A 26305-nucleotide genomic window follows, 5' to 3' on the forward strand; every position below is an offset into this window, starting at 1 on the left:
CCCCGCCGGGGGATCACGCTCGACCGGTGATCCTCGCTCCCGGCGGGGCAGGCAGAGGCACTCCTTCAGTGCTGCCGTCAATCCGGACAAAGCCCGATGGAGGACATGATGACGCCAACGAACTCTGACAAGCAGGGTGAGATCTCGTCGACCGGTCTGGGCAGACCGCGTCGGCGCGTCCCCCGCTCCCTGGCCCTCGCCGCCGCCGCAGTGCTGGTGGCGTCGGGCGGAGTGGGGGTGTCCGCGGCGTCGGCGGCGTCGCCGGCGCCCGTGCCGACAGAATCGGGGACACCGACACCGACACCCACGGCGACGGTGAGCGGCACCCCCACGGAGACCCCTGTCCCGACCCCCACCCCCACTCCGACCCTCTCCCCCACGCCGACTCCCACCGCCACCACGGCGCCTCGCGTGCCCCCGGTGGCGTTCCCCGGCACGCTGCACGGCGAGTTCGTCCTACCGGCGAAGGACGGCTGCGGCTTCACGGTGTTCACCCAGACCGGTGAGGCGACGGCTGTGGCAGAGGACTCGATCACCGTGAGAAGCCAGGACGGCTTCGAGAGGACGTACACGGTCGACGACTCCACCCGGATCCTCTCGGGCCGGCGGGGCAACGAGGTCAGGCAGGGCGACTGGGTGTCGGTGACCTCCGCGGCCGCGGAGGAGACGGCGACGGCCGCCTACGTCTTCGACCTGTCGCGCCCCAGCAGGAGCTTCTGGCGCAACCAGGGCCGGTGGTTCCCCAAGCAGTGGCGGACCGGCGGCAAGTGGCGCACGCCCACCCCCTGCCCCACCCCCTCGGCGACCCCCACGCTTCCTCCCGCCAGCCCGCCCGCCCCGACGCCCACGGACCTTCCGACGACTCCTCCCGAGACCCCGACGACGACTCCGACCACCCCCACTGACACTCCGACGACGCCCGCCCCCGAACCGACTCCCACGGCGACGGACACGGCGCCCCCCGCTCCGACGCCCCCGACTCCCTGACCTTCCCCCTCAAAGCGCGCTCACGACGTCGAGCGTCTCAACGCTCCATGACGTCGAGCGCTTTCATGACGGCCGCGGCAGACCCCCCGCCGCGGCCGTCTCCCCTTCTCCCGCGCCGGCCGACGGACAGCGACGTCAAGGTGGAGGCAGCACGTTCGAACAGATGTCTTCGTCTTCACGAGGCGGACCAGCCGGAAAGCGCACCCGGAGCAGCCCCCGTCTGGCCGGCGGGAAGCCGCCCCGTCGTTCACGAGAACAGACGCGGTGTGGACGTTCCCGGCTCCGGCCTCGTCCTGGAGGGCGAAACGCTGAAGACAGGCGGTGGATACGCCGACTGGAACGTCCCGCCTCCCTCCGGCCTGACCATGCCGAATGAATGCGTGGCCGACGGGACGGCGTTCGTGGTCAATCCGCACAGCCGGATAACCACCCGGTAGGCCCCCTTCTCACCGTCCGGCGTACTGCCGGCACAACCGGGCCACGCCGTGGCGGACGTCAGAACCACCGGCCGCCCTCGACATGTGGGGAGCGACCGACCTGATCCCGCTGCCGCGCACCACGGCGATGATGACGAGATGTCGGACCGCGTTACCCGGTGGCAGCGGGGGACGGTGCGGGCGACAGCGACAGCCCGGCGTAGATCTCGTCGAGAACCGTCGGCAGCAGGGCGTTCGCCGTGGTCCTGCCCTCAGGTGACAGGGTCAGGTTCGTCCATATCACGAGCGTCACGTCGTTGTCCGCGTCGTAGCCGATGAACGAGTTGAAGCCCGGAAGTTCACCGCCGTGGTAGTACATCGAGGCGTTCGGCCCGAAACGTTGATAGGCGATGCCGTAACCGTATCGCTGCCCGCCGGGCCTGTTCGGGGCCTCGGGTTGCAGGCTGTGAAGCCACTGTCGCTGGTACTCGGCGTTCAGGACCTTGCCGGAGACCAGCGCTCGGATCCACGTGGCCAGGTCGTCCGCCGTGGAGATGGCGCCGCCGGCGGCCGTGGCGTAGGAGGGGTTCTGGTCGGTGTAGTCGACGGGCTGAAGCGTTCCGTTCCGGGCGGCGGTCCGCATGTCGGCGGGGTACGGCTTGTCGACCAGCGCGTAGGAGGATCCGCCGTACATGTAGCCGTGCGAGTGGCGACCCGGGATGGAGTTGTCGTCGGCGGCGGGAAGCGAGGTCCGCCGCAGCCCGAGCGGGCCGAACAGTCGGTCCTGGAGTTGCCCGGCCAATGGGCGCCCCCCGGCCTTCTCGGCGATCAGGCCCAGCAACGCGTAGTTGGTGTTGCTGTAGTCGTAGGACGTGCCGGGCCGGAACCGCGGCGGGTGCCGGAACGCGATGGCCAGCACCTCCTGCGGGGTCCAGATCCTCGTCGGGTCGGCGTCCAGAGCCGCCGCTACCTCGGGCGCGTCCGTGTAGTCGTAAAGCCCGCTCCGCATCTTCAGCAGCTCTGTGACGGTGATGTTCTTGCCGTTGGGCACATCCAGGACGTACTTGGACACCGGGTCGTCGAACCGGAGCCTGCCGTCCTGGGCGAGCAGCACGATCAACGCCGCCGTCATGGTCTTGGTGTTCGAGGCGACCCGGACCCGGGTGTCCGCGTCCGGCGGCGTTCGCGTGCCCAGCTCTGTGGTGCCGACCTTCGCTTCGAAGGTCCCCCGCGGGGTGCGTAGCAGGACCACCGCCCCGGGGATCAGCAGCTTCTTGGCGGCGGCGTCCACGACGGCCTGGAACGCGGCCGGATCGACGGGCTTCAGCGCCGGCCGCCTCGGTGCCGGACGGGTCGCGGTCGGCGCGCCGGGCTGCGGTGAACGGGTCGGCCCGATCGACGTGTCCGACAGTGCCGTGGTCGTCGGCCCGGAAGTGAGCGAGCAACTCGCGATCAGGAGCGCGACGCAGGACGCGAGCCGGCCGATGCGGGCAGGGCGCGCTTTCCCGGAGCGACGTCCTCCGTGGCGCGCGCCCAGTTCGTTCTTCGCCTGGGAAACTCTCATCGTCGGCCTCACAGCCCTTACCCCGGGAACCGGGTGCCGTACCGATGAGCCGCACCAGGTGAATCGAAAATTTCAGCATCCCCGCGGCCTCGTAGATCAGGTCATGACCTGATCTACGCCCGCGTCCGGCGCTTCCTGAGCACCGCCCCGCCGACGTGGGCGGGGCGGTGCGGCCGCTCGGTGAGGAGGCCTGTCAGGGCAGCGTCCGCAGGTAGGTCGGCGGCTTGCGCACCTGGCCGGCCTGCTCGAACGCGTACCCCAGGGCGATCAGGGTCGGCTCGGACAGGCGTCCGCCGAAGAAGGTGACGCCCAGAGGCAGGACGTTCCTGGCGTATCCGCCGGGGACCGTGATCGCGGGGTAGCCGGAGACGGCCGAGGGCGTGGAGGAGGCGACGAAGTCGGTGAAGTCGTCGCCCTTGGTCAGGCTGGTCAGCCAGGCTCCGTTGTTGGTCGGCGCGAGCACCGCGTCGAGCCGGTTCTCGGCCACCACGGAGTCGATCGCCTTGCGGGCGAGCGAGGTCGCCTTCTCCCTGAACGCACGGTATTCGGGATCGTTCAGGTCGCCGGTGGTCGCCTGCGACTGTTCGAACAGCTCCTGCCCGAAGTGCCGGAGCTCGCTCGAGGCGTGCCGCTTGTTGAACTCGATCAGGCCGGCCAGATCGGCCGGGTGCCGCCCGGGAGTCTCGGCCAGATAGGCGTTCATGTCGTGCTTGAACTCGGTCATCAGGGCCGGGAACTCCACCTCGCCGACCTGGTCCATTCCCGCCAGCTCGAGATTGTCGACCACGGTCGCGCCCTTCGCCCTGAGCGTGGCGACGGCGGCGTCCAGGGTGGCGAGCACCTCCCGGTTGCCTCCCGCGGCCGACCGCCAGACGCCGACGCGTGCGCCGGCCAGCGCGTCCGGCTTCAGCGCCTTGAGATAGTCACGATCACCCCCCGGCACGGTGGCCGGGTCACGCGGGTCCACGCCCTGAATGACCGAGAGCACGGCGGCCGCGTCGGTGACGTTCCTGGTGATGGGGCCCGCGGTGTCCTGCGCCAGGGAGATCGGGACCACTCCTGCGCGGCTGACCAGGCCGAGGGTGGGCTTGACGCCGACGACGCCGTTGACCCCCGCCGGGCAGACGATCGAGCCGTCGGTCTCGGTGCCGATGGTGACCGCGGCCAGGCTCGCGGCGGCGGCGATCGCCGAGCCGCTGCTCGATCCGCAGGGGTTGCGGTCCAGGACATAGGGGTTGTTGGCCTGGCCACCGACCGCGCTCCAACCGCTGGAGGAGGGGCTGGAGCGGAAGTTGGCCCATTCCGACAGGTTGGCCTTGCCGAGGATCACCGCGCCCGCCGCGCGCAGCCGCTGGACCAGGAAGGCGTCACGGGCCGGGCGGGAGCCGAGCAACGCCAGGGAGCCGGCGGTCGTGCGGAGCTGCCCGGCGGTGCCGATGTTGTCCTTGAGCAGGACCGGGATGCCCTCCAGGGGGCCGCGCGCACCGCGACGCCGCCGCCGGTCGCTCTGTTCCGCCTCGCGCAGCGCCGCCGGGTTGGTCGCGATGACCGCGTGCAGCAACGGGTCCACCGTACGGATGCGGTCGAGATAGAACCGGGTGAGCGTCGCCGAGTCGAAGCGTCCCCGGTTCATGGCGCGTTGCATGTCGAGGACGGTCGCGCGGTCGAGGTCCAGTCCGCGCAGGGTGGTGCCGGCAGGTGGCGTGGCCGCCTCGTGGGCGTGCGCCGGGGCGGCCACGGACAGCCCGACGGCGAGTGTCATCGCAGCCAGCCATCGCGCGGGGTGTGTGGGAGTCATGGACGATCAGCGTAGCGATCATGATTTCTGATGAAAATATTTCCAATTCATACTTCTTGCTGATGTAGCGGTTGTGATGACCTTTCGTGGTGAAATACGGAGTCCCGATTCCGCAGGCTCTCCCAGAGGGACGATCCGCCCAGGCCAAGGGCCGAGGCACATGGCGGGGAACCACCGCTGGAACGACGGCTGAAACGACGGCCGGACCGCGGGCACGCACGGACCGGCGGGCCGCCTGCCTGGGTGACCTCCGGGGGATCAGCCCGCCGACAGCGCGGACCCACTCCGGCCGATCATGTCGAGCAGAAGCTTCGCGGCCTGCTCCGCCCCGTCGGTGCGGACCGTCTCGGCCACGACGGCCGCGCGGGCACCGGTCTCGGGGGCCAGGGCGATCTCGAGGACGGCCGGCAGGGACTCGGCGGTCGGCGTCGGACCGTCGTGTCCCGCGCCGATGCCCAGCTCGGTCACCCGGCCCGCCCAGTACGGCTGGTCCGCGACCTGGGGCACGATCACCTGCGGCGCCCCGGCACGGGCCGCCGTCGTCGTGGTGCCCGCGCCGCCGTGGTGCACGACCGCGGCCACCCGGCGGAACAGCGCCTGCTGGTTGACCTCACCGACGACGAAGCAGTCGTCCCGGTCGTCGATCAGGGCCAGGTCGGCCCAGCCGCTCCCGAGCAGGACGCGGCGATTCTGCGTCCGGACCGCTTCGATGACGGCCCGGGAGACCTCCTGCGCGTTCGCGCCCCGCATCGGCATGCTGCCGAAGCCCACGTACACCGGCTTCGCACCGGCGGCCAGGAACGCCTCCAGGCCGGCCGGGAGCGGGCGCTCGTCCGGCCGGATCCACGCGCCGGTCTGCGTCACGTCGAGCTCCGGCGTCTCCTGCCACGGGCCCAGGACCGGGTCGGCCGCCAGGAACGGGTGACCGGTGAAGACGTGGTCGCGGACGCCGCTCACCGGCGGCAGGCCGATCGAGGCCCGGTGGGTGTTGATCGTGTCGCCGAACAGGGCTTCCATGTGCTCGGCGTGCAGGTCCCACAGCCCCCGGTTGCCGGTCACCTCAGGGGGGATCACCTGGCCCGGCCGGCGAAGAGGCGGGTGGTGCGGCGACGGCAGGTAACACGGGGAGAATGAGGTGAACACATAGGGCACGCCCAGTTTCTCGGCCGCCGTCCGCGTACCGGCCAGGGCCGGGAACGAGCCGGTGGCCACCACCGCGGCGCAGCCCTCGGCCACCCCGGCGACCGCCTCGTAGGCCATGGCGGTCAGCTCGGCGGCGATGTCGGAAAGGCCCGCCTTCGCCTTGCCGGGGATCGCCCCCGTCGCCAGCGCGCGGATCGGCCAGCCGACGGGACTCAGCGGCACGTCGACATCGTTCAGCAGCTCCGCGAAGTCCGGCGGCGCGCACACCCGCACCTCGGCGCCGAGCGCCCGTAGCCGCACCGCCAGCCCCGTCATCGGCTCGACGTCCCCGCGCGACCCGTAGGTCACCAACACAACGCGCATTCCGCGGCCCCCGATCTCCGTACGTTCCGATGTCGAAGGGTGATTGTGCGGTACGACCGGGGCCTTGTGGCAAGGCCCCCCATGCGCTATACGTTGGTAGTGGCAGGGAGCGGATATCCCCCTTGCCTTTTTTTATTGCTTCGCCGCCCAGCAGGCGATCTCCTCCCGCCTGGGGAGACGACTCCGATCAGCTACTTCGAGGCTGATCGGGGTGTCGTCAAGAGTCGTGTCATCGGGCACGCGCGATCGTGTTGATCCTGGCAACGGCTTCCGCAGCGTGACCGGCTCACCCGGCAGAACGTGCATTCCATAGGTTCTGCGTGTAACGGCCGTGGACCGTGTTGGTCGACCAGCTCCGGGGAACCCCACCTGGTCCTCCACGAGAGCACTGCTCGGTCGTACTACGATCATGCCTCACTGTGCGCATATACCGTTTGGCGGCTTCTGCCTATTTAGTCATCACCCTCGGTTCGATCGTCCTCAGCCTGGTGATCGGCACGGCGACACCCGCATGGCTGGCCACCATGTGGTACCCGCCCGGCGAGATCGTCGGGAAGTCCCCTCTGCTGCCGGTGCTGGGCGGACTGCTGCTGCTCGGGCTGGTGAACTCGTGGATGCTGTGGCAGGTTCTGCGGGGACCCGCGCCTATGGCCGTGCCGACGCGTGGGGCGGCCACATGGCTACGGCTGCTGCTGTACGCCGACGTGATGTGGCTGCTGATCCCCTCATTGCTTCCCGACCTGGTCGAGACGGTCATCGGGCTGGCGCTCTGGGTGCCTGCGCTCGTGCTGCTCACGGTGGTGCTCACCGGGTCAGGCCGGCCCTTCCGACTCGCTCTGCTCCTGATCGGACTGGTGGAGCCGGCCGGATCGCTCGCGATCGGCCTGATGGACGCCTCAAGGCCCCAGCTCTTCATGAGTCCGGCCTACCGAGCGACTGTCATGGCCGCGGCGGTGGCCACGTTCGTCATGATGGTGATGCTCCTGCTCGCTCAGCGGCGCGACGGACGCTGGAGCCGAGTGACGCTCCTCATCGGTCTGGGCACGTTCGCGAGCGCGTTCCTGGTGGAGCTCGTAGACACCCTGACGCGCGGCAGCACGATCGAGTCGATCGCTGAGGCGATGGATGTGCTCTACGTCGTCTGGCTGGCGCGCACGGCGCATGAGCTGAACCGTGAGCCGAGGCAGAAGGCGCCTCTGCGAGTGCCCGCAGCGCTCGCGGCCGTGCCCGCGGTCCTCCTGTTGATGGTCGTCGGCCCCGAGGGCCGCCCCTATCTCACCTACACCTGGCAGAGCGATGAGCTCATGGAATGCTGGGCGGCGTCGGAACCGCCACGTGTCGCGGACATCCCGGCCCACGAGCGCGATCGGGCCTACATGTGCAGCGTGAGCAAGCCCTCTGATCTGCGTGTCTCGGACCAGGAACTGCTCGGCAGGGGCCGGGCCGCGTGCACCAGGTTCGCAGCCGGGGAGCCGGTCAGGGCTCGGCCTGCGCTGCTCGCGCTGCTCTGCCCGGAGGTGATCGGACAGAGATATCCGGATCTGTTGCTGTCGTCCGCGCAGATCGGCCGGCGGCAGGCGGAGAAGGAGAGCGTCGAGCGCAAACAGCGGGAGCGCGAGGCGCGCAAGGAGGACGCCATGTGTCGCGACCCGTGGCCCGCGCTGCGTACCCGGTTCCAGGCGACCGCGTCCTATTACGACTGGGACACCCTGCCCTACGGCATCTACGACGCGGAAGCGGACACCGAGGAAGACTCCGAGGCGATCTGGAATGCGGAGTCGACCGGCGTCCTGGCAGCCAGCGGTCAGCTGGCCCTGATCTTCACCCCCAGCCAGGACTGGGCGACCTGCGTCACCGCGAAGGCGCTGCGCTCGGCCCCGCCACCTCTGCGACGCAAAGGCTGGGACGAGGTGGTCGAGGCGGATGTCGTCAGCGAGTCGGGACACCTGGTGATGCAGAAGCTGTCGGCGAGCAAGGTGCGCTTCCCCAATCTCGCGCGCAGCGGTCCCGGCACCTACCGGCTGCGCCTGTACACGCGTCCAGGCGTGGATCTCATCCTCGTCTATCCGGCTAGGAGAGCGGCGTAGCGACGTTCCATCGATCGCCTCGGTCGCCAAGGACCCGGGGATGAACGCGGGCACGCCGGCCAGCTGGATGCGGATGGACCGCCTGGCCCGTGAACAGGACGCCGACGGAGAGCGGTTCCGGTGATACGCGAGCCGGGACGCGCAGCGGCGACGGGCGGTGCACGCCTCGCAGCAGGTCAGCGAGATCGAGCGCACCGCCCTTCACTACGCCCGCCTCCGTAACCAGCCGTCCCGGTCTCCCGAGGGGACGTCGTGATTACGGGTTTCCAGAGGCTCGGCCCACAGGCCGTCGAATGGCGGAAGTCTCCGAACTCCACGGAAGTCGAGTACGGCTACCTGGGAGGGCTGCGGTTCTTCGTCCTGACGAGAGAGCGTGACTTCTACGACGTGCGCTCATGGAGCCTGATCGTCAACCTTCCCCGCCCTAAGAGATCATCTCATTTGGCAGCAGAGATCATCTCTACGGCTGATCCGGACGGAGACCGTCGCCATCGGGCGGTGGAGACCTCTCGGGTGTCAGCGCGGCTGGCGCCAGTAGGCGAGCGATCCGCTCGCGCTCTTGACCACGCGTGGGACGGACTCGCTCTGAGGCCAGATCTGCAGCAGATAGCGGTCGATGATCTCTCTGGAGGTGTCGATCTCCGCGGCCTTGTCCATGTCCTGGGCGTGGTAACGCAACCGGTACCACCCTGGTCCTGCGGGCAACTCGGGCAGCTCATGGAATTTTTCGCCGCCGCACTCGTGCAGAGAGACCTGCCCGGCCTCGGATTCGAAGCTGATCTCCACGATGTCCTCGTAGCCCTCGGTGTCGGCTCCCGGGTCGTGGTCGGCCACGGTCACCGAGAAGCCGACCGTGCCCGTGTGCAGACCTGTGATCAGAAAGGCGCAGCCGTCCGCCACCCGTATGATCCCGACGGGATGCGTGGGATGGTCACGAAGTAGGTCGCCCGGGCCCATGGCGTCATCGGTCTCATCGACGAGGTACGCCTGTCGGTAGGAAACGTGCAGATCGAATGACACACTGCGGGAATCCGTCATGAGCGGCAAGCCTACGATCATGAACTGACATTTCCTGGCCGGTGCCAGGCAACCCACATAGCCTTCCGTGGACCGCGGGCCCAAGACCGCTTTCACGTGGCCAGTCGGCGGTAGCAGATGAGGGCGGTGACCAGGGCGACAAAGGCCGCGAAGTGATCGGCACGGCGCTCGTAGCGGCGACGCGGCCGACGGCGTCCGCTCAGCCAGGCGATCGTTCGTTCGATGACCCGGCGATGACGGCCCAGGCGCTGGCTGGAGTCCACGCCGCGCCACCGCGGGAAACACCGCACGTGAGGGAGTCATAGCCCTTGTCACTGTGCGACTTGGCCGGGCGGCGCCGTCGCCGCCCGCACCGGGAACGGATCGGCGGGATGCCACGCACCAGCGGTTCGACGGCCAGGATCGCCCGGTCGTCCACACGTCGCCGCCCGCCGCACCGGGGTACGCGCCGCCGCCCTCATGTATGGCATGCGACGGCCCCACCGCTCCGAAGAACGACGGGGCCACTTCACGGCAGACGATCAGTTGTCGTCGTCACCCGCGAAAGGGAGGCCGAGGGGGTTTGAGCCATAGAGCTTCTCCGACAGGACAACACTGACGGTGTCGCTTGCGGCGGTTCCGGTGATGGTGCGCTCGACCGGGGCGGACAGGTGCGGCATGGTGCGCGTGGTGTTCATGATGCTCCTTTGGTGAGGAGTTACCGACACCTCATCGTCACATGACTCTGTGTAATAATTAAGTTGCAGATAGTGACTACTCCGTGGGGTGACACCAGTGTGGCGGTCCGGGCTGAAATCACTCCCGGACCGCCGCACACACCACCCACCCCACCAGAGGCACACGCCGCCACCCGTGCCGCGCACCCGACCGAAATCATCTTTCCGCCGCAGTGGCGCCGGTAACACCGCCCTGAACGGGCGTCCTTTCGGGATGGTTACGTCATGCAACCGGCCCCACCGCTACCCGACTGGCTCACGCCCGTACCGCCACGGCCCGGCACCTAGCACGCACTATCGGAGCCACAGTTCGCCGACACAAGCTGCCCTGACCGGCCGAGGCACAAGGGTTCACTTTCGCCGAACCGGAAAAGCAGGCTGCCGCCCCGCTTCCGGTGCTCAGGCCTTGGCGGCCCTGCGGTACGGGTCGGGTTGCCATCGAATGACACAGGGCAACGTGGTCACGGGGTTCTCTGACCAGGTGCGGCGGCACGAGAACGGGGAAGGCCGCTCCTCACCCGGTCTGCCCCGGAAGAAGAACGATGTTTCGAACCTGCTGTCCGAACTCGACATGGGGCGCCGCACCCGGTGGCGGCGCGGATGCAGGCGAACCGTCGCCGATGACGGGACCTTAGCCTCTGCCGGGGCTCGCGAAGTCTCGTGCAGGGTTGTGCGCATGCAACTCGACTCCCCCGGATCGTGGGCGCTTTCCCGGTGTGAATGCCGGGAGCTGCTCTCCACAGCCGGGATCGGACGAATCGTGTTCACCGACCGCGCCCTGCCCGCGGTGCAGCCCGTCGCCTTCTGTCTGGACGGCGAGGACATCGTCATCCGCACCATGTCGGGGTCGAAGCTCGCGACGGCGGCGAGCGGCGGCGTGGTCGCCTTCGAGGCCGACGAGTTCGACGCGGGGACGCGCACCGGCTGGTCGGTCACCGTCGTCGGTCACGCGAGAGCGGTCTACGCTCCCGAGGAGATCGCCAGGATGGAGCGGCTCCCGCTGATCCCCTGGACGCGCGGGGGCCGCGACTACTTCATCACGATCCGAACCGAGCAGATCACCGGCCTTCGCGTCCGGCACGGCGATCCGCTCGAGTGACCTCACCGCCCCGCGCTTCTCGTGGGGCCGTCGTGGTCACGGCGTGCTCCGCGTGAGGCGGCGGCGGAACACCCAGTACGTCCAGCCCTGGTAGGCCAGGACGACCGGGGTGAAGATGACGGCGACCCAGGTCATCACCGTGAGCGTGTAGGGCGTCGAGGCGGCGTTCTCGACGGTCAGGCTGTTGGCCGGGTTCAGGGCGGGCATCACGTCGGGCCACAGGTTGCCGAACAGCGTGACGGTGACCGCGACGATCGCCACAGCGCTGGCCGTGAACGCCCAGCCGTCCCTGCCGCGCAGGGTCGCCAGCAGCGAGCCCCCGATCCCCACGGCCGCCACGGCAGCGCTGGCCCAGGTGGCGGGCCTGCCCAGGGTGAGCTGGGTGATCGCGAGGAAGGTCCCGCCGACGGCGAGCGCGGCCAGTGCCAGTGCCCTGGTCAGGGTGGCGGCGCGCGCCCGCAGGTCGCCGTCGGTGCGCAGTGTCAGGAACAGCGCGCCGTGCAGGGTGAACAGCGTGAGCGTGGCCAGGCCGCCCAGCAGCGCGTACGGGTTGAGCAGGGTGAGCAGCGACCCGGTGTACTCGTGGTCGGCGTCCAGCGGGACGCCCCTGACGATGTTGGCGAACGCCACGCCCCACAGGAAGGCGGGAAGCAGCGATCCGAAGAACATGGCCCGGTCCCAGCCGCGCGGGCTGTCGCTCTTGCCCCGGTACTCGATGGCGACGCCGCGCAGGATCAGCGCGACCAGGATGAGGAAGAGCGGCAGGTAGAAGCCGGAGAACAGGGTGGCGTACCACTCGGGGAAGGCGGCGAAGGTCGCGCCTCCCGCGACCAGCAGCCAGACCTCGTTGCCGTCCCAGACCGGTCCGATGGTGGCCAGGATCGTCCGCCTGTCAGGCTCGTCCCTGCCGAGGAGGGGCAGCAGGACGCCGACGCCGAAGTCGAAACCCTCCAGGACGAAGTAGCCGGTCCACAGTACGGCGATGAGCAGGAACCAGACGGTGGTGAGTTCCATGAGCGGTCCTTAGTGAGGAACTTCGAAAGAACGGTCTCGGGGGAAGGGGGATCTTCCCGAGGGCCGCTTCCACGTGTGTCAGTAGGAAAGGGTGGGGACGGCGTCCGCGGGCTCGTGCTCCGTCTCGTCCTCAGGCCCGCGCCGGACGAACTTCACCAGCAGCCCGATCTCGACCGCCGCGAGCACGCCGTAGAGGAGGGTGAACCCGGCCAGGGTGATCGCGACCTCGGTGACGTCGACGCCGGGTGAGACCGCCGCCGCCGTGCGCATGACGCCGAAGACGGTCCAGGGTTGCCGTCCCATCTCTGTGAAGATCCATCCCAGCGAGTTGGCGAGAAGCGGCAGGCCGATGCCCCAGATCGCGGCGCGGTAGAACCACGGGTTCTTCGGCAGCCTGCCGCGGCGGGTGAGCCACAGGCCCGCCAGAGCGAGCAGCCCGGCCAGCACCCCGAACCCGATCATCAGGCGGAAGGACCAGTAGGTCAGGCCGATGACGGGACGGTAGTCGCCGGGGCCGTACTGGGTCTCGTATCGGGCCTGGATGTCGTTGATCCCCTCGACGCGGCCGTCCAGGGTGTCGGTCGCCAGCAGGCTGAGGCCGTACGGGATCTGCAGGTTGATGTGGTTGCGACCCTGCTGGACGTCGCCGACGGCGAACAGCGAGAAACCGGCGGAGGTCTCGTCGTCCCACAGCGCCTCGGCGGCGGCCATCTTCATCGGCTGCTGTCTGGTCATGATCTGCGCCTGCAGGTGGCCGCTCGCCGCGACGCCGACGGAGGCGATCAGGGTGACGACCATGCCGAGGCGCGCGGAGGTGCGGAACAGCTCGACGTGCCTCTTCCTGAGGAGCTGCCAGGCGCTCACTCCGAGGACGAACATCCCGGCGGCGACGAACGCGCCGAAGAGGACGTGCGGGACGGTGACCAGGTTCGTGGAGTTGGTGAGCACCGCCCAGATGTCGGTGAGTTCGGCGCGGCCCGTCTCCGGGTTGAGGCGGTAGCCGACCGGATGCTGCATCCACGAGTTGGCCGCCAGGATGAAGTACGCCGACAGGGCGCTGCCGATCGCCGCCGCCCAGATCGCCGCCAGGTGCAGCCTGGGTGAGAGCCGGTCCCACCCGAAGATCCACAGTCCGAGGAAGGTGGACTCGAGGAAGAAGGCCACCAGGCCCTCCATCGCCAGCGGGGCGCCGAACACGTCGCCGACGAAGCGTGAGTAGTCACTCCAGTTCATCCCGAACTGGAACTCCTGCACGATGCCGGTGACCACGCCCATCGCGAAGTTGATCAGGAAGAGCTTTCCCCAGAACTTCGTCAGCCGCAGGTAGGCGGGGTTCCCCGTGCGGTGCCACGCGGTCTGCAGGCCCGCCACGATGAGCGACAGGCCGATCGTCAGTGGAACGAAGAAGAAGTGGTAGACCGTCGTTATCCCGAACTGCCAGCGCGACAGGTCCAAGACGTCCATGGGTGGTGCTCCGTCTCACTGGTGGTGTCCCCCGCTTTTCCCACCAGGGTTCCGAAACGGCGCAGGCCCGCCGTAGGGTCGGCGGGCCTGCGCATGAAGGACTTTCGTCCTGATCGTCCGGACCTGGATCATCTCCCCGGGCCGAACGCCTTCCTCGTTCCCGCGGGTGCTCCCGTGGCGAGGGCCGGACTCACCCCTCGCCTCTGGCGCGCACCACGGCGACGGGGCAGTCGGCGTGGTGCAGCACCCCGTGGCTCACCGAGCCGAGTACGGCCGAGCCGAAGCCGCCCAGTCCCCGAGAGCCGACGACCACCAGGTCCGCGGCGGCCGAGGCCTCGCCGAGAGCGAAGACGGGATGCGCGTAGAACACCTTCTCCTCCACCTCGACCTGCGGATACTTCTCACGCCACGGGGCGAGGGTCTCCGCGGCGAGCCGCCGTTCGCCGTCGGAGACGTCCTCGATCAGCGGAGTGTAGGCGGCGATGCCCGTCGTCAGCACGGGCAGTTGCCAGGCGTGCAGCGCGCGCAGCCTCGCGCCGCGGCGGGAGGCCTCCTGGAAGGCGTACTCCAGCGCGGCCTCGGACTCGGGCGAGCCGTCGAACCCGACGACGATCTCGCCCCGTGTCTCCCGATCTCCCTCGACGACGTCCTTTCCTCTGACGACCACGACCGGGGCCGCCACGTGTCCGGCCAGCGCGAGGGAGACGGAGCCGAGCAACAGTCCGGCGAATCCACCGCGCCCGCGGCTGCCGACCACGACCTGCTCGGCGTCCTCGGCCTCCCGACGCAGGACCTCGGCCGACTTGCCCGCCTCCAGGGAGGTCTCCACGGTGACGCCCGGGGCGCGCCCGCGCGCCAGGTCCTTCGCCGCGTCGAGCACGTTCCGGGCCTCCTCCGCCTGGGAGTCGTCGAATCCGGGGTGCGTCCCGGACTCGGCACCGCGCCCCCAGGCCTCACGCACGTGGACGATCCTCAGGACGCATCCGCGCCGAGCAGCGTCCTGCGCCGCCCACCCGACCGCGGCGTCCGCCGAGGGCGAGCCGTCCGTTCCCACCACCACGTGCGCTGTCATGCCGACCTCCTGGGTTGCCGTTCTCATACGGTCGCTTCTCATATGACCGTCTCCCTGCCCGGCGGGCAGCGGTCGAAAGCCCCGTTCTTCGAGGACCTACGGCCCGTCCGCAGCCGTGCCAGGGGACGCCGATGAGCGCCGATGAGCATGGCCCCAGGCACGGCGGGCATACCAACCTGGTCAACGGTCCTGGTCAACGGTTCGGAGGAACCGGTCATGGGAGCCGGTTCGCGGAGCGATCCGGAGACGGGCGCGGACGACGACCGGCGAACCGGCCCACGCGACACCCGGGGCACCGGCTCCGACGACGACCGGGGCACCGGTTCGGGGCCGCGACCGGGGAGCCCGTGCACGGGAGGAGTACCGCCCATGAGTCTGAGCGCCGGAGTCATGGCGGGCGCGGCGGGCACGACCGCGCTGGACGCCGTCACCTATCTGGACATGCTCGTCCGCGGACGTCCGGCGAGCGACGTGCCCGCCGAGGCCGCGGACAGGCTCGCGAGCCGGGCGGGTCTCGATCTCGGCCCCGGAGACGTCGGCGTCAACAGGCGCACCGGCCTGGGCGCGCTGCTCGGATACGGGGCGGGCATCGGTGTCGGCGCGCTGTACGGCCTGCTCGCCGACGGCGGACGCCCGCCGCTGCCGGTGGCCGCCCTGGGCCTGTCCGCCGCCGCGATGGCGGCCGGAGACCTCCCTCTCGTCGCGCTCGGGCTGACCGACCCGCGCCGCTGGGACACCGTCTCCTGGATCTCGGACATCGTCCCGCACCTGGTCTACGGGCTGACGACCGCGGTGGTCCACCGGCGCCTGACCTGCCATCGCTCGCGTCAGAGCGGATGAGCGCACCCGCGGGCCCCTTCAGGGGTGGCTCTCCCCCGGCCTGCCCGAGGGGTCGACGGCCCCTCCATGACTCCGTGGAGGGGCGACGGCGGCCCTGGTGTCGACTCGGCGTTCGACGAGTCTGGCGGCGAACCAGCCGAACCCCGCCAGGGCGAAGACCAGCGCGGGCACCAGCACTCCGGTGGCCAGCCCCGGCGCGACGGCGCCCGCGAGGGCGTAGACGACGGCGGCGGGCGACGTGCCGACCGTCGCGCCGACGAGCAGCTGCCGCCAGGTCAGGGAAGAGGCCCCCGCCACGATCGCGACCGTCTCGGCCAGCACGGGCAGCGGCCGGGTGACGATGACGGCGAGCACGCCCCAGCGGGCCAGCAGGCGCTCGGCGCGCTCGCGCTCGGCGGGGCCGGCGTGCCGGGTGACGAAGCCGGTTCCGCGACGTCCCAGGGCGAAGCCGACCACCGTCGCGCCGACCCCGCCGGCCCACGCCAGGAGCGCGCCGGCGAACAGGCCGTAGAGCGCGCCGAACGCGGTCATGACAAGGCTTGAGGGAACCGGGATCAGCACGTCGGCGACGAGCAGCCCCACCCCCAGGAGGGCGGCGGCGGGTCCGTCCCCGGTGAGCCCGTCGAAGGGGTCCACGAGAAGGGGCGCTCCCAGCGCCTCGACGACGAAGAAGGCCACCAGCACGAACACCGCGACCCCCAGGGCCATGAACGCGAGCCTGCGCGGCAAGGGTGCCTCCCGGACGTTCCACACATCGGTCGCGGCGTCTGCCCGGCCCCGCGCGGACCGGGGGATCCGGGCAGCACCGCGTGGACGCCGCGCGGTCACCGCGCGGGCGCGCCGGGCGGGACGCGGCTACGCATGACGCTACGCCCCGCCTCCGGCGCGGTCGACCCCCGAACGCTCCGCGGTCGTGGCCGCATCAGGCCCCAGGAATAGTCCCACCTCGCGACGCGTTCAGGGTAGTTGAAACTTCAACCTAAAGGAGGACGATGAGCACGACGCAGTTCGGGATCTTCACCGTGGGCGACGTCACCGCAGACCCCACTACGGGCAGGACGCCGACCGAACACGAGCGGATCAAGGCCATGGTCGCCATCGCGCTCAAGGCGGAGGAGGTCGGGCTCGACGTCTTCGCCACCGGCGAGCACCACAACCCGCCCTTCGTGCCGTCCTCGCCGACCACCATGCTCGGCTACGTCGCCGCGCGGACCGAGCGCCTCATCCTCTCCACGTCCACGACCCTGATCACCACGAACGACCCGGTGAAGATCGCCGAGGACTTCGCGATGCTGCAGCACCTGGCCGAGGGGCGGGTGGACCTGATGCTGGGGCGCGGCAACACCGGCCCGGTCTACCCGTGGTTCGGCCAGGACATCCGCCAGGGCATCCCGCTGGCCATCGAGAACTACGCGCTGCTGCACCGGCTGTGGCGCGAGGAGGTCGTGGACTGGGAGGGCCGTTTCCGCACTCCCCTGCAGTCCTTCACCTCCACGCCTCGCCCGCTGGACGGCGTGCCGCCGTTCGTCTGGCACGGCTCGATCCGCAGCCCGGAGATCGCCGAGCAGGCCGCCTACTACGGTGACGGCTTCTTCGCCAACAACATCTTCTGGCCGAAGGAGCACTTCGTCCGCCTGATCGAGCTGTACAGGGAGCGCTTCGCCCACTACGGGCACGGCACCCCCGAGCAGGCCGTCGTCGGGCTCGGCGGCCAGGTCTTCATGCGCCGCAACTCCCAGGACGCGGTGCGCGAGTTCCGGCCCTATTTCGACAACGCGCCCGTGTACGGCCACGGCCCCTCGCTGGAGGAGTTCACCGAGCAGACCCCGCTCACGGTCGGCAGCCCTCAGGAGGTCATCGACAAGACCCTGACCTTCAGGGAGCACTTCGGCGACTACCAGCGCCAGCTGTTCCTGATGGACCACGCCGGGCTGCCGCTGAAGACCGTGCTGGAGCAGCTGGACATCCTGGGCGAGGAGGTCGTGCCGGTGCTGCGCAAGGAGTTCGCCTCGGGGCGGCCGAGCCAGGTGCCTGACGGCCCCACCCACGAGGCCCTCGTCGCCAGGCGGCGCGCCGAGGCGGAGGCGGACGGCAGGCCGTCCGTTCCCGCGGGCTCGGCGTCCTGACCCGCCCGCGGCGAGGCCGCGCGGAGACCTTCGCCGAAACGCCCGCGAAGGACGTTCACCGGGGTCTTCGCGCGGGGCGGTCCGCGGGCGCGGAGACCCCGAGGAGACACGCACAGGAATTCGCAGAGGAACAGGAGGAGAAACGATGAGGCCCCTGAAGCTCGTGGCCGTCTCGGCCGGTCTCAGCCGGCCGTCGTCCACGCGCCTGCTGGCCGACCGGCTGGCGGAGGCGGCCAGGCGTCGCCTGGCCGAGGAGCGCGCGGTCGAGGTGAGCGTGGTCGAACTGCGCGACCTGGCCACGGACATCGCCAACAACCTGGTGACCGGGTTCCCCGCCGCCGCGTTGCGTGAGGCGATCGAGAGGGTGACGGAGGCGGACGGCGTCATCGCCGTGACGCCGATCTTCACGGCCTCCTACAGCGGGCTGTTCAAGTCGTTCTTCGACGTGATCGACAACACCGCGCTCGTCGCCAAGCCCGTCCTCATCGCGGCGACCGGCGGCACCGCGCGGCACTCGCTCGCCCTGGAGCACGCGCTGCGCCCGATGTTCGTCTACCTGCGCGCCCTCGTCGTGCCCACCGCCGTCTACGCGGCGTCGGAGGACTGGGGCACGGGCGGGAACTCGCACGACGACGGACTCGCCGCCCGCATCGCCAGGGCGGCCGGGGAGCTGGCCGACCTGATGGCGCGCAGGCCCGCCGTCACCGACACGGTCGTGCCGTTCGAACAGCAACTCGCGGCCCTGCGCCCCTGACCTTGCCCGGGGCCGCCGTCACAGGGGGATGTTGTTGTGGTGACCGCGCAGGACCCGGGCCTCCGCCAGCGCTTCGGCGAGGCGGTGGCGGGTCGTGCGCGGGTCGATGACCTCGTCCACCACGCCGAGGTCCAGCGCCCTGCGCACGCCGCCCGCCACCTCCTCGTGCTCCCGGACGAGCGTGGCGCGCAGCCCCTCCCGCTCCTCCTCTGGCACCGCGGCCAGACGCCTGCGGTGCAGGATGCCGACCGCGGCCTCCGCCCCCATGACCGCCACCTCGGCGCCGGGCCACGCGAAGACCTTCGTCGCGCCGAGTGACCGGGAGTTCATGGCGATGTAGGCGCCGCCGTACGACTTACGGAGGACCACCGTCACGCGGGGCACCTTCGCCTCGGCGAAGGCGTGCAGCAGCTTCGCCCCACGGCGGACGACTCCCTCCCACTCCTGGGCGACGCCCGGCAGGTAGCCGGGGACGTCGACCAGCACGACCAGCGGGACCCCGAGGGCGTCGCACATCCTCACGAACCTGGAGGCCTTCTCCGCGGAAAGGGAGTCCAGGCACCCGCCCTTGCGCAACGGGTTGTTCGCCACGACGCCCACCGAGTGGCCGGCGAGACGGCCGAGCCCGACGACGATGTTCGGCGCCCACCGGGCCTGGAACTCCTCGAAGGTCGAACCGTCGTCATCGGCGTCGAGCAGCTCGCGCACCAGCGGACGGATGTCGTAGGCCATGCGCGGCGACGCAGGCAGCAGCGCCGCGGGATCACGCTCGTCGTCCAGGCTCTCCAGGTCGTAGCGGCCCGGCCTCTCGAAGGCCAGCGCGATCCGCCGGGCACGCCGGTAGGCGTCGTCCTCGTCGGAGGCGATCACGTGCACGACGCCGGAGCGGCGGCCGTGGGCCTCCGCGCCGCCGAGCTGCTCCATGTCGATCTCCTCGCCGGTCACGCTGCGGACCACGTCCGGCCCCGTCACGAACACCCGCCCCGCCCTGGACATGACAATCACGTCGGTGAGCGCGGGCCCGTAGGCGGCCGCCCCCGCCGCGGGTCCGACGACGACGGAGATCTGCGGCACCACGCCGGAGGCGCGGATCTTGGCGGCGAACACCTGGCCCGCGCCGTGCAACGACTCGACCCCGTCGGCCAGTCTCGCTCCCCCGCAGTGCCACAGGCCGATGACCGGGCAGCGGCGCCGTACGGCCTCGTCGACCGCCGCCACGATGTGCAGCGCGCCCACCGCGCCCAGGGCTCCGCCCATGACCGTGGCGTCGGTGCAGAACGCGATCACCGGATGCCCGTCGATCCGCCCGCCCACCGCGAGCACTCCGCCGGCGTCCGCGGGGTGCAGCGGCGTGACCGACCCCGGGTCGAGCAGGCGGGCGAGGCGGGTCTCCGGCTCACGGAAATCGCGGTCGATCTCCCCTGGCAGCGCCGCGACTGCGGTCATGAACTTCCCCCCACGTCTTCCCTTTTAACCGATGATGCTCATTTGAACGCTAAGCGTCATCCACCGGCGCGTCCAATTACGATTCTTAATGAATGAAGGCAAAGAAAGCCTTATGAGCGGCCAGAGAAGAACAATACCCCAAATCCCGCTTGACTTTGTCGGGAAATTTATGCGACCGTCGACAGCGTGAACAGGGAAATATTCTCGAGCAAGCACCCGTGCACGCACAGCCCACGATTCACCCCTGCCTGTCGCTGAGTTCCAACCGTAGCGCGCCGCTGCCCGCCGAACAGAGGCCCTGACGGCAGGTTCGTTCTCCAGCGGCCGCGCACGGCCGGGCGATCCGTCACATTCTCGTTGACGCGCCATTTAATTACGGCACCCCAGGGGCATTCCACGGGACGCCGGACCGCGCCCGAACCGAAGGTGCCGGAAACAGGAAACCATCACGGCCCGGCACCGAGCGCGGTCGATATTCCAGCACTCGACACCAGCCATACGGCGAAGACGGCCGGCGAAGCGCGCCAGGCACGACAAGAGACGGATATTCACAATGGCAGGAAACGAGCCCATGGAAACGACGCGCTCTGGCGGTGCCGGCGGCAGGACGGTCGAGGGGGCGATCGCGGTGGTCGGGCTCGCCTGCAGGCTGCCGGGCGCGCGCAACCCGGCGGACCTGTGGGAGCTGTTGAGCTCGGGACGCGACGCGATCGGCGAGCCCTCGGAGAGACGGTTGCTGGCCGAACCCCGGCTCGCGGGTCACCGCGGCGGGTTCCTCGACCAGGTCGACCTGTTCGACGCCGACTTCTTCGGCGTCTCCCCGCGCGAGGCGGCGGCCATGGACCCCCAGCAACGGCTCGTCCTCGAGCTGGCCTGGGAGGCTCTGGAGGACGCCGGAATCCTGCCCGCCGACCTGGCCGGGGCCGGAGGCGGGGTGTTCCTCGGCGCCATGGCCGCCGACTACGCCACCCTCGTGTACCAGCGGGGTGAGAACGCCGTCACCCGGCACACCCTCGCGGGGCTGACCCGGGGGATCCTGGCGAACCGGATCTCCTACTTCCTCGGCCTGCGCGGCCCCAGCCTGACCGTGGACACCGCCCAGTCGTCGGCGCTGGTGGCCGTGCACCTGGCCTGTGAGAGCCTGCGCTCCGGCGAGTCGGCCGTGGCCCTGGCGGGCGGGGTCAACCTCAACCTGGTCCCGGAGAGCACCGTGACCGCGAACCGGTTCGGCGGCCTCTCACCGGACGGACGCTGCTTCACCTTCGACGCCCGCGCCAACGGCTACGTCCGGGGAGAGGGCGGCGGCCTGGTCGTGCTCAAGCCGCTGGCGCGGGCGCTGGCCGACGGGGACGACGTTCACGCCGTCATCCTCGGCAGCGCGGTCAACAACGACGGTGCGACCAGCGCCCTCACCGTGCCCGACGCCTCCGCTCAGGAGGAGGTCGTGCGCCTGGCCGTGAGCAGGGCCGGGGTCGACGCCTCCGCGGTGCAGGTCGTCGAGCTGCACGGCACCGGCACGAAGGTCGGCGACCCCGTGGAGGCCGCCGCGCTCGGCGCGGCCCTGGGCCGTGCCAGGCCCGCGGAGCGGCCACTGGTCGTGGGCTCCGTCAAGACGAACGTCGGCCACCTCGAAGGGGCGGCGGGCATCGCCGGGCTGCTCAAGACCATCCTGAGCATCCGCAACCGCGAGGTTCCGCCCAGCCTGAACTTCGAGACGCCCAATCCGCGCATCGACCTCGAGGCGCTGAACCTGCGGGTGGCCAGGACGCTGCTCCCCTGGCCACGCCCTGACGCCCCGCTCGTCGCGGGGGTCAGTTCCTTCGGCGTCGGGGGCGTGAACTGCCACGTCGTGCTCGCGGAGCCGCCCGCGAAGACCCCCGCCGAACCCGGGACCGGCGAGCCCGCGGAGCCGGGGACGACCGTCCCCGTCGTCCCGCCCGCCGTGCCCCTGGTCCTGTCCGCCCGGAGTCAGGCCGCGCTGCGCGAGCAGGCGGCCGGGCTGGCCGACTCCCCGGCGTTCGAGCGGGACCTGCCGGACCTCGCCTTCTCGCTGGCGACCACGCGGACGGCGTTCGAACACCGGGCGGTGCTGGTGGGGCAGGACGGCCGGGAACTGCGTGAGCGGCTCAGGACGTTCGGCGCGGGTGAGCACGCGCCGGGCCCGCTTCAGAGCACGGTGCGGGGAACGGCTCGCGATCTCGGCCGCACCGTGTTCGTCTTCCCCGGCCAGGGCGGACAGTGGGTGGGCATGGGCAGGGAGCTCGCCGACGCCTCACCGGTGTTCGCCGGGCACCTGAGAGCCGTCGCCGACGCCCTGCGACCGCACGTGGACTGGTCACCCGACGACGTGCTGTGGAACCTTCCCGGAGCGCCCTCGCTGGACCGGGTCGACGTCGTCCAGCCCGCGCTGTTCGCGGTCATGGTCGCGCTCGCCCGGCTCTGGGAGTCGTTCGGAGTCCGTCCCGACGCGGTGATCGGGCACTCGCAGGGCGAGATCGCCGCCGCCCACGTGGCCGGGGCGCTGACCCTGGAGGACGCCGCCGCGATCGTGGTGCTCCGCAGCCAGGCGATCGCCGCGATCTCGGGACGCGGCGGGATGGCGTCGGTCCCGCTGCCCGCGGCGCAGGTCCGCCCGCGGCTCACGCGCTGGGAAGGGCGGCTGAACATCGGCGCCGTCAACGGCCCGTCGGCGACCGTGGTCTCGGGTGACGCGGACGCGCTCGACGAACTCGTCGCCCTGTACCTGGCGGAGGACGTCCCGGTCAGGCGCGTGCGGATCGACTACGCCTCGCACTCCGCCCACGTGGAGGCGGTGCGGGACCGGTTGCTGGAGATCCTGCCCCGGTACGGCTCGCGCGGCACGGACGTCGCGTTCTACTCCAGCGTCACCGGCGGCCTGCTCGACACCGCCGGGCTCGACGCCGGCTACTGGTACCGCAACCTCCGGCAGACCGTCGAGTTCGACCAGGCCGTGCGCAGCGCGCTGGGCGACGGCCACGACGTGTTCGTCGAGACGAGCCCGCATCCGATCCTGGCCGTGGGACTCAGGCAGATCCTCGAAAGCGCCGCCCCGGACATCCCCGGCGCGCTCGACAGTGTGGTCACCGGATCACTACGGCGTGGGAACGGCGGTTTTGACCAGTTCCTGCGGGCGCTCGCCCAGCTGCACGTGCACGGAGCGCGGGTCGACTGGACGCGCGCGCTGCCCCCCGGCGCACAACGGGTGCCGCTGCCCACCTACGCCTTCCAGCGCCGTCGCCACTGGCTCGACGCCGTGGCCGTGCCGTACGGGGGCACGCGGGAGGAGGTCGTCCAGGAACACGGGGCGCGCGACTCGGAGCCGCACGGCGTGGGCGCACGGGACACGGCCCCCCGGAACCCGGCCTCCCAGGACACCGCCGACCGGACCGCCGCCGCGCCGGAGCCAGAAAACGCGCTGGCCGCCCGGATCGCCACGCTGCCCGAGGAGGCACGGGAGCAGGCCGTGCTCGACCTGGTGGTCTCCGCGACCGCCGGAGTCCTCGGACACGACAGTCCCGAGGCCGTGACCGGGGACCGCACGTTCAAGGACCTGGGGCTCGACTCGCTCGGCGCGGTCGAGCTGCGTGACAGCCTGGCCTCCGCGACCGGGCTCGCGATCCCCGCGACCGTCACCTTCGACCACCCCACCCCGCTCGCCCTCGCACGACATCTGCGCGCCGCGTCCGCGGGCCGTACGGCGGAACAGGCCGCGACCGTCGCCCGCCCCCGGGAGACGCCGGAGAACGAGCCGATCGCGCTGGTCGCGATGGCCGGGCGGTGGCCGGGAGGAGCCGACACCCCGGAGAAGCTCTGGGATCTCGTGCTCAGCGGCGCCGACGCCGTCGGGACCTTCCCCGCCAACCGGGGATGGGATGTGGACGCCCTGTACGACCCCGACGCGGTACGGCCCGGCACCTCCACCACCCGGGAGGGCGGCTTCCTGCACGAAGCGGACCGGTTCGACGCCGAGTTCTTCGGTGTCAGCCCCCGTGAGGCGGCCGCGATGGACCCGCAGCAGCGCCTGCTGCTCGAGGTGGCGTGGGAGACCCTCGAACGGGCCGGGATCGTGCCGGCGTCGTTGCGGGGCAGCCGCACAGGAGTGTTCGTCGGCATGATGCCGCAGGACTACGGCCCACGCCTGCACGAGACGGCCGAGGGCGCGGAGGGGTACGCGCTGACCGGGACCGCGTCGAGCGTGGCCTCGGGCCGGATCTCCTACACCCTGGGGCTCGAGGGACCCGCGGTGACCGTCGACACGGCCTGCTCGTCGTCGCTGGTCGCGCTGCACCTGGCGGTCCAGTCGCTACGCTCGGGGGAGTCCGATCTGGCGCTGGCGGGCGGGGTGACCGTCATGTCCACTCCGGGGATGTTCACGGAGTTCTCCCGGCAGGGCGGGCTGGCTCCCGACGGTCGCTGCAAGGCCTTCGCCGCCGCGGCCGACGGCACCGGCTGGGCCGAAGGCGTCGGCCTCCTGCTCGTCGAACGCCTCTCCGACGCCCAACGCAACAACCACCGGGTGCTGGCCGTCATCCGCGGCACCGCCGTCAACCAGGACGGCGCCAGCAACGGCCTGACCGCCCCCAACGGGCTCTCTCAGCAGCGGGTGATCCGCAAGGCGCTCGAGGACGCGGCGCTGACCGGCGCCGACGTGGACATGATCGAGGCCCACGGCACCGGCACCACCCTCGGCGACCCCATCGAAGCCCAGGCGCTGCTGACCACCTACGGCCAGGGCAGAGACACCGGTCGGCCCCTGTGGCTCGGCTCCCTCAAATCCAACATCGGCCACACCCAGGCCGCCGCCGGAGTCGCCGGGATCATCAAGGTCGTACAGGCCATCCAGCAGGGGGTTCTGCCCCGGACGCTCCACGTGGACCAGCCGTCCGACCACATCGACTGGGCCGACGGGAGAATCTCGTTGCTGACCGAGACCATCGCCTGGCCACGGACAGGGCGAGCCAGACGCGCGGGCGTGTCGTCGTTCGGAATCAGCGGCACCAACGCCCACGTCATCATCGAACAGGCCCCGGAAAGCACGGCACCTGAGACGCCCACCACCCGCCGACCGGACGCGACCCCCGGCACACGGAGCACATCCGACACCGAGATCGAAGCCGGGATCGAGACCGGGGCTGAGGGCGAGACCGGTGCCGGAACCGGCGCTCCGGCTGAGGTTGGAGCGGGGGCCGAGACCGGGACCGGTGCCGGGACTGGGACTGGGGCTGGGGTTGGGGTCGAGACCGGGGCTGGGGTTGGGGTCGAGGCGGAGGGCAGGGGGCGGGCGTTGCCGGCGGTGCCGTGGGCCCTGTCAGGCCGCTCGGCCACCGCCCTCACCGCCCAGGCCGGCAGACTCGCCGCCCACCTGGACCAGCACCCCGACCTGGACCCGGCGGACGTGGCCCACTCCCTGGCCACCACCCGCGCCGTCTTCGAACACCGCGCCGTCGTCCTCGGCCACACCCGCCAAGAACTCACCGACCGCCTGCGCACCCTCGCCGCCAGCGGAGACGGGCCTGACGGAAACGGCGCCGGACGCAGGAACGGTTTCGCCGGAAGCGGCATCGCCCTCGGCTCCGGCATCGTGACCGGCGCCTCCGCCGCCACGACCCCCCACCTGACCTACCTGTTCACCGGGCAGGGCAGTCAGCGCCCCGGCATGGGCCACGACCTCTACCACGCCTTCCCCGTCTTCGCCCAAACCGTCGACCGCCTCACCACCCTGTTCGACCACCACCTCACCGGACACGCCCCCGTCCCCCTCCGCGACGTCATCCTCAACCCCGAGCACACGGACCTGCTCAATCAGACCCTCTACACCCAACCCGCCCTGTTCACCCTCCAGGTCGCCCTCCACCACCTCCTGCACTCCTGGAACATCCACCCCACCGCCGTCGCCGGCCACTCCATCGGCGCCCTCACCGCCGCCCACATCGCCGGCGTCCTCGACGAACCCAACGCCACCCTCCTGGTCGCCACCCGCGCCCACCTCATGAACACCCTGCCCCCCGGCGGCGCCATGACCGCCCTGCAAGCCACCGAACAAGAAATCACCCCCCACCTCACCCCCGGCGTCACCATCGCCGCCCTCAACACCCCCACCTCCACCGTCATCTCCGGCGACCCCCACGCCGTCGCCCACCTCACCGCCACCTTCACCGCCCAAGGCCGCAAAACCAAACCCCTCACCGTCAGCCACGCCTTCCACTCCCACCACATGAACCCCATCCTCGAAACCTTCCACGACACCATCAGCCAACTCACCTACCACCCCCCCACCCTCAACCTCATCTCCGACCACACCGGCACCACCGCCACCCCCCAACAACTCACCTCCCCCACCTACTGGACCGACCACCT

General features: G+C 70.7%; 18 protein-coding genes and 1 pseudogene. 8 read left to right on the forward strand and 11 right to left on the reverse strand.

Translation table 11 applies throughout. From position 1 onward, the window contains the following. Positions 1-105: 105 nt before the first annotated feature. Together PKF00_RS40690 and PKF00_RS40695 are read left to right on the forward strand one after the other, a co-directional pair. The gene (locus PKF00_RS40690; RefSeq protein WP_271223110.1) at positions 106-987 is read left to right on the forward strand and encodes a hypothetical protein; all 882 of its coding nucleotides are present in this window, start codon (positions 106-108) and stop codon (positions 985-987) included. A gap of 266 nt (positions 988-1253) precedes the next feature. Next, positions 1254-1424 (forward strand): hypothetical protein, encoded by a 171-nt coding sequence (locus PKF00_RS40695; protein WP_271223111.1) that lies wholly within the window; start codon positions 1254-1256, stop codon positions 1422-1424. Positions 1425-1575: 151 nt separating this feature from the next. Here the strand turns inward: PKF00_RS40695 and PKF00_RS40700 are convergent, their stop codons facing one another. From PKF00_RS40700 to PKF00_RS40710, 3 genes are all read right to left on the reverse strand, one after another. Further along, on the reverse strand, positions 1576-2967 hold the full coding sequence (locus tag PKF00_RS40700) for a serine hydrolase domain-containing protein (RefSeq protein WP_271223112.1): 1392 nt from the start codon (positions 2965-2967) through the stop codon (positions 1576-1578). 193 nt (positions 2968-3160) lie between these two features. Then, complete coding sequence (locus PKF00_RS40705) at positions 3161-4765, reverse strand: amidase (protein ID WP_271223113.1); 1605 nt, start codon at positions 4763-4765, stop codon at positions 3161-3163. A gap of 258 nt (positions 4766-5023) precedes the next feature. Further along, entirely contained in the window at positions 5024-6271 is a 1248-nt protein-coding gene (locus PKF00_RS40710) for a glycosyltransferase (protein ID WP_271223114.1), read from the reverse strand. A gap of 419 nt (positions 6272-6690) precedes the next feature. On the opposite strand from PKF00_RS40710, the gene PKF00_RS40715 reads away from it, so the two are divergent. After that, positions 6691-8358 (forward strand): hypothetical protein, encoded by a 1668-nt coding sequence (locus tag PKF00_RS40715; protein WP_271223115.1) that lies wholly within the window; start codon positions 6691-6693, stop codon positions 8356-8358. 516 nt (positions 8359-8874) lie between these two features. On the opposite strand, the gene PKF00_RS40720 is transcribed toward PKF00_RS40715, so the two are convergent. The 3 genes and pseudogenes from PKF00_RS40720 to PKF00_RS40730 form a co-directional block, all read right to left on the reverse strand. Continuing rightward, positions 8875-9378 carry a hypothetical protein gene (locus PKF00_RS40720; protein ID WP_271223116.1) on the reverse strand — a complete coding sequence of 168 codons (504 nt, stop codon included), beginning with the start codon at positions 9376-9378 and terminating at the stop codon, positions 8875-8877. Between the two features lie 110 nt (positions 9379-9488). Then, positions 9489-9793: pseudogene (locus PKF00_RS40725) on the reverse strand (IS5/IS1182 family transposase); the annotation flags it as partial. Positions 9794-9917: 124 nt separating this feature from the next. Further along, entirely contained in the window at positions 9918-10073 is a 156-nt protein-coding gene (locus PKF00_RS40730) for a hypothetical protein (protein WP_271223117.1), read from the reverse strand. Positions 10074-10788: 715 nt separating this feature from the next. On the opposite strand from PKF00_RS40730, the gene PKF00_RS40735 reads away from it, so the two are divergent. Further along, a complete protein-coding gene (locus tag PKF00_RS40735) occupies positions 10789-11211 on the forward strand; it encodes a pyridoxamine 5'-phosphate oxidase family protein (protein ID WP_271223118.1) in 423 nt (140 codons plus the stop codon). A gap of 36 nt (positions 11212-11247) precedes the next feature. Here PKF00_RS40735 and cydB read toward each other — a convergent pair whose 3' ends face one another. The 3 genes from cydB to PKF00_RS40750 all read right to left on the reverse strand — a co-directional run bounded on the left by cydB (position 11248) and on the right by PKF00_RS40750 (position 14761). Beyond that, the gene (gene cydB / locus PKF00_RS40740; RefSeq protein ID WP_271223119.1) at positions 11248-12225 is read right to left on the reverse strand and encodes a cytochrome d ubiquinol oxidase subunit II; all 978 of its coding nucleotides are present in this window, start codon (positions 12223-12225) and stop codon (positions 11248-11250) included. A 78-nt stretch (positions 12226-12303) separates the two neighbouring features. Then, positions 12304-13689 carry a cytochrome ubiquinol oxidase subunit I gene (locus PKF00_RS40745; RefSeq protein ID WP_271223120.1) on the reverse strand — a complete coding sequence of 462 codons (1386 nt, stop codon included), beginning with the start codon at positions 13687-13689 and terminating at the stop codon, positions 12304-12306. A gap of 190 nt (positions 13690-13879) precedes the next feature. Continuing rightward, complete coding sequence (locus tag PKF00_RS40750; protein ID WP_271223121.1) at positions 13880-14761, reverse strand: universal stress protein; 882 nt, start codon at positions 14759-14761, stop codon at positions 13880-13882. Positions 14762-15130: 369 nt separating this feature from the next. On the opposite strand from PKF00_RS40750, the gene PKF00_RS40755 reads away from it, so the two are divergent. Further along, a complete protein-coding gene (locus PKF00_RS40755) occupies positions 15131-15601 on the forward strand; it encodes a hypothetical protein (RefSeq protein WP_271223122.1) in 471 nt (156 codons plus the stop codon). A gap of 18 nt (positions 15602-15619) precedes the next feature. On the opposite strand, the gene PKF00_RS40760 is transcribed toward PKF00_RS40755, so the two are convergent. Beyond that, the gene (locus tag PKF00_RS40760) at positions 15620-16330 is read right to left on the reverse strand and encodes a TVP38/TMEM64 family protein (RefSeq protein ID WP_271223123.1); all 711 of its coding nucleotides are present in this window, start codon (positions 16328-16330) and stop codon (positions 15620-15622) included. Positions 16331-16593: 263 nt separating this feature from the next. On the opposite strand from PKF00_RS40760, the gene PKF00_RS40765 reads away from it, so the two are divergent. Beyond that, positions 16594-17727, forward strand: coding sequence for an LLM class flavin-dependent oxidoreductase (locus PKF00_RS40765; RefSeq protein WP_271223124.1), 1134 nt, complete (start codon positions 16594-16596; stop codon positions 17725-17727). A 145-nt stretch (positions 17728-17872) separates the two neighbouring features. Continuing rightward, the gene (locus tag PKF00_RS40770; RefSeq protein WP_271223125.1) at positions 17873-18481 is read left to right on the forward strand and encodes an FMN reductase; all 609 of its coding nucleotides are present in this window, start codon (positions 17873-17875) and stop codon (positions 18479-18481) included. 18 nt (positions 18482-18499) lie between these two features. Here PKF00_RS40770 and PKF00_RS40775 read toward each other — a convergent pair whose 3' ends face one another. After that, the gene (locus PKF00_RS40775; RefSeq protein ID WP_271223126.1) at positions 18500-19927 is read right to left on the reverse strand and encodes an acyl-CoA carboxylase subunit beta; all 1428 of its coding nucleotides are present in this window, start codon (positions 19925-19927) and stop codon (positions 18500-18502) included. 571 nt (positions 19928-20498) lie between these two features. On the opposite strand from PKF00_RS40775, the gene PKF00_RS40780 reads away from it, so the two are divergent. After that, on the forward strand, positions 20499-26305 hold a 5807-nt coding region (locus PKF00_RS40780), incomplete at its 3' end, for a type I polyketide synthase (RefSeq protein WP_271223127.1).

This window comes from Streptosporangium carneum, assembly GCF_027922005.1.
GTDB classification, from domain to species: domain Bacteria; phylum Actinomycetota; class Actinomycetes; order Streptosporangiales; family Streptosporangiaceae; genus Streptosporangium; species Streptosporangium carneum.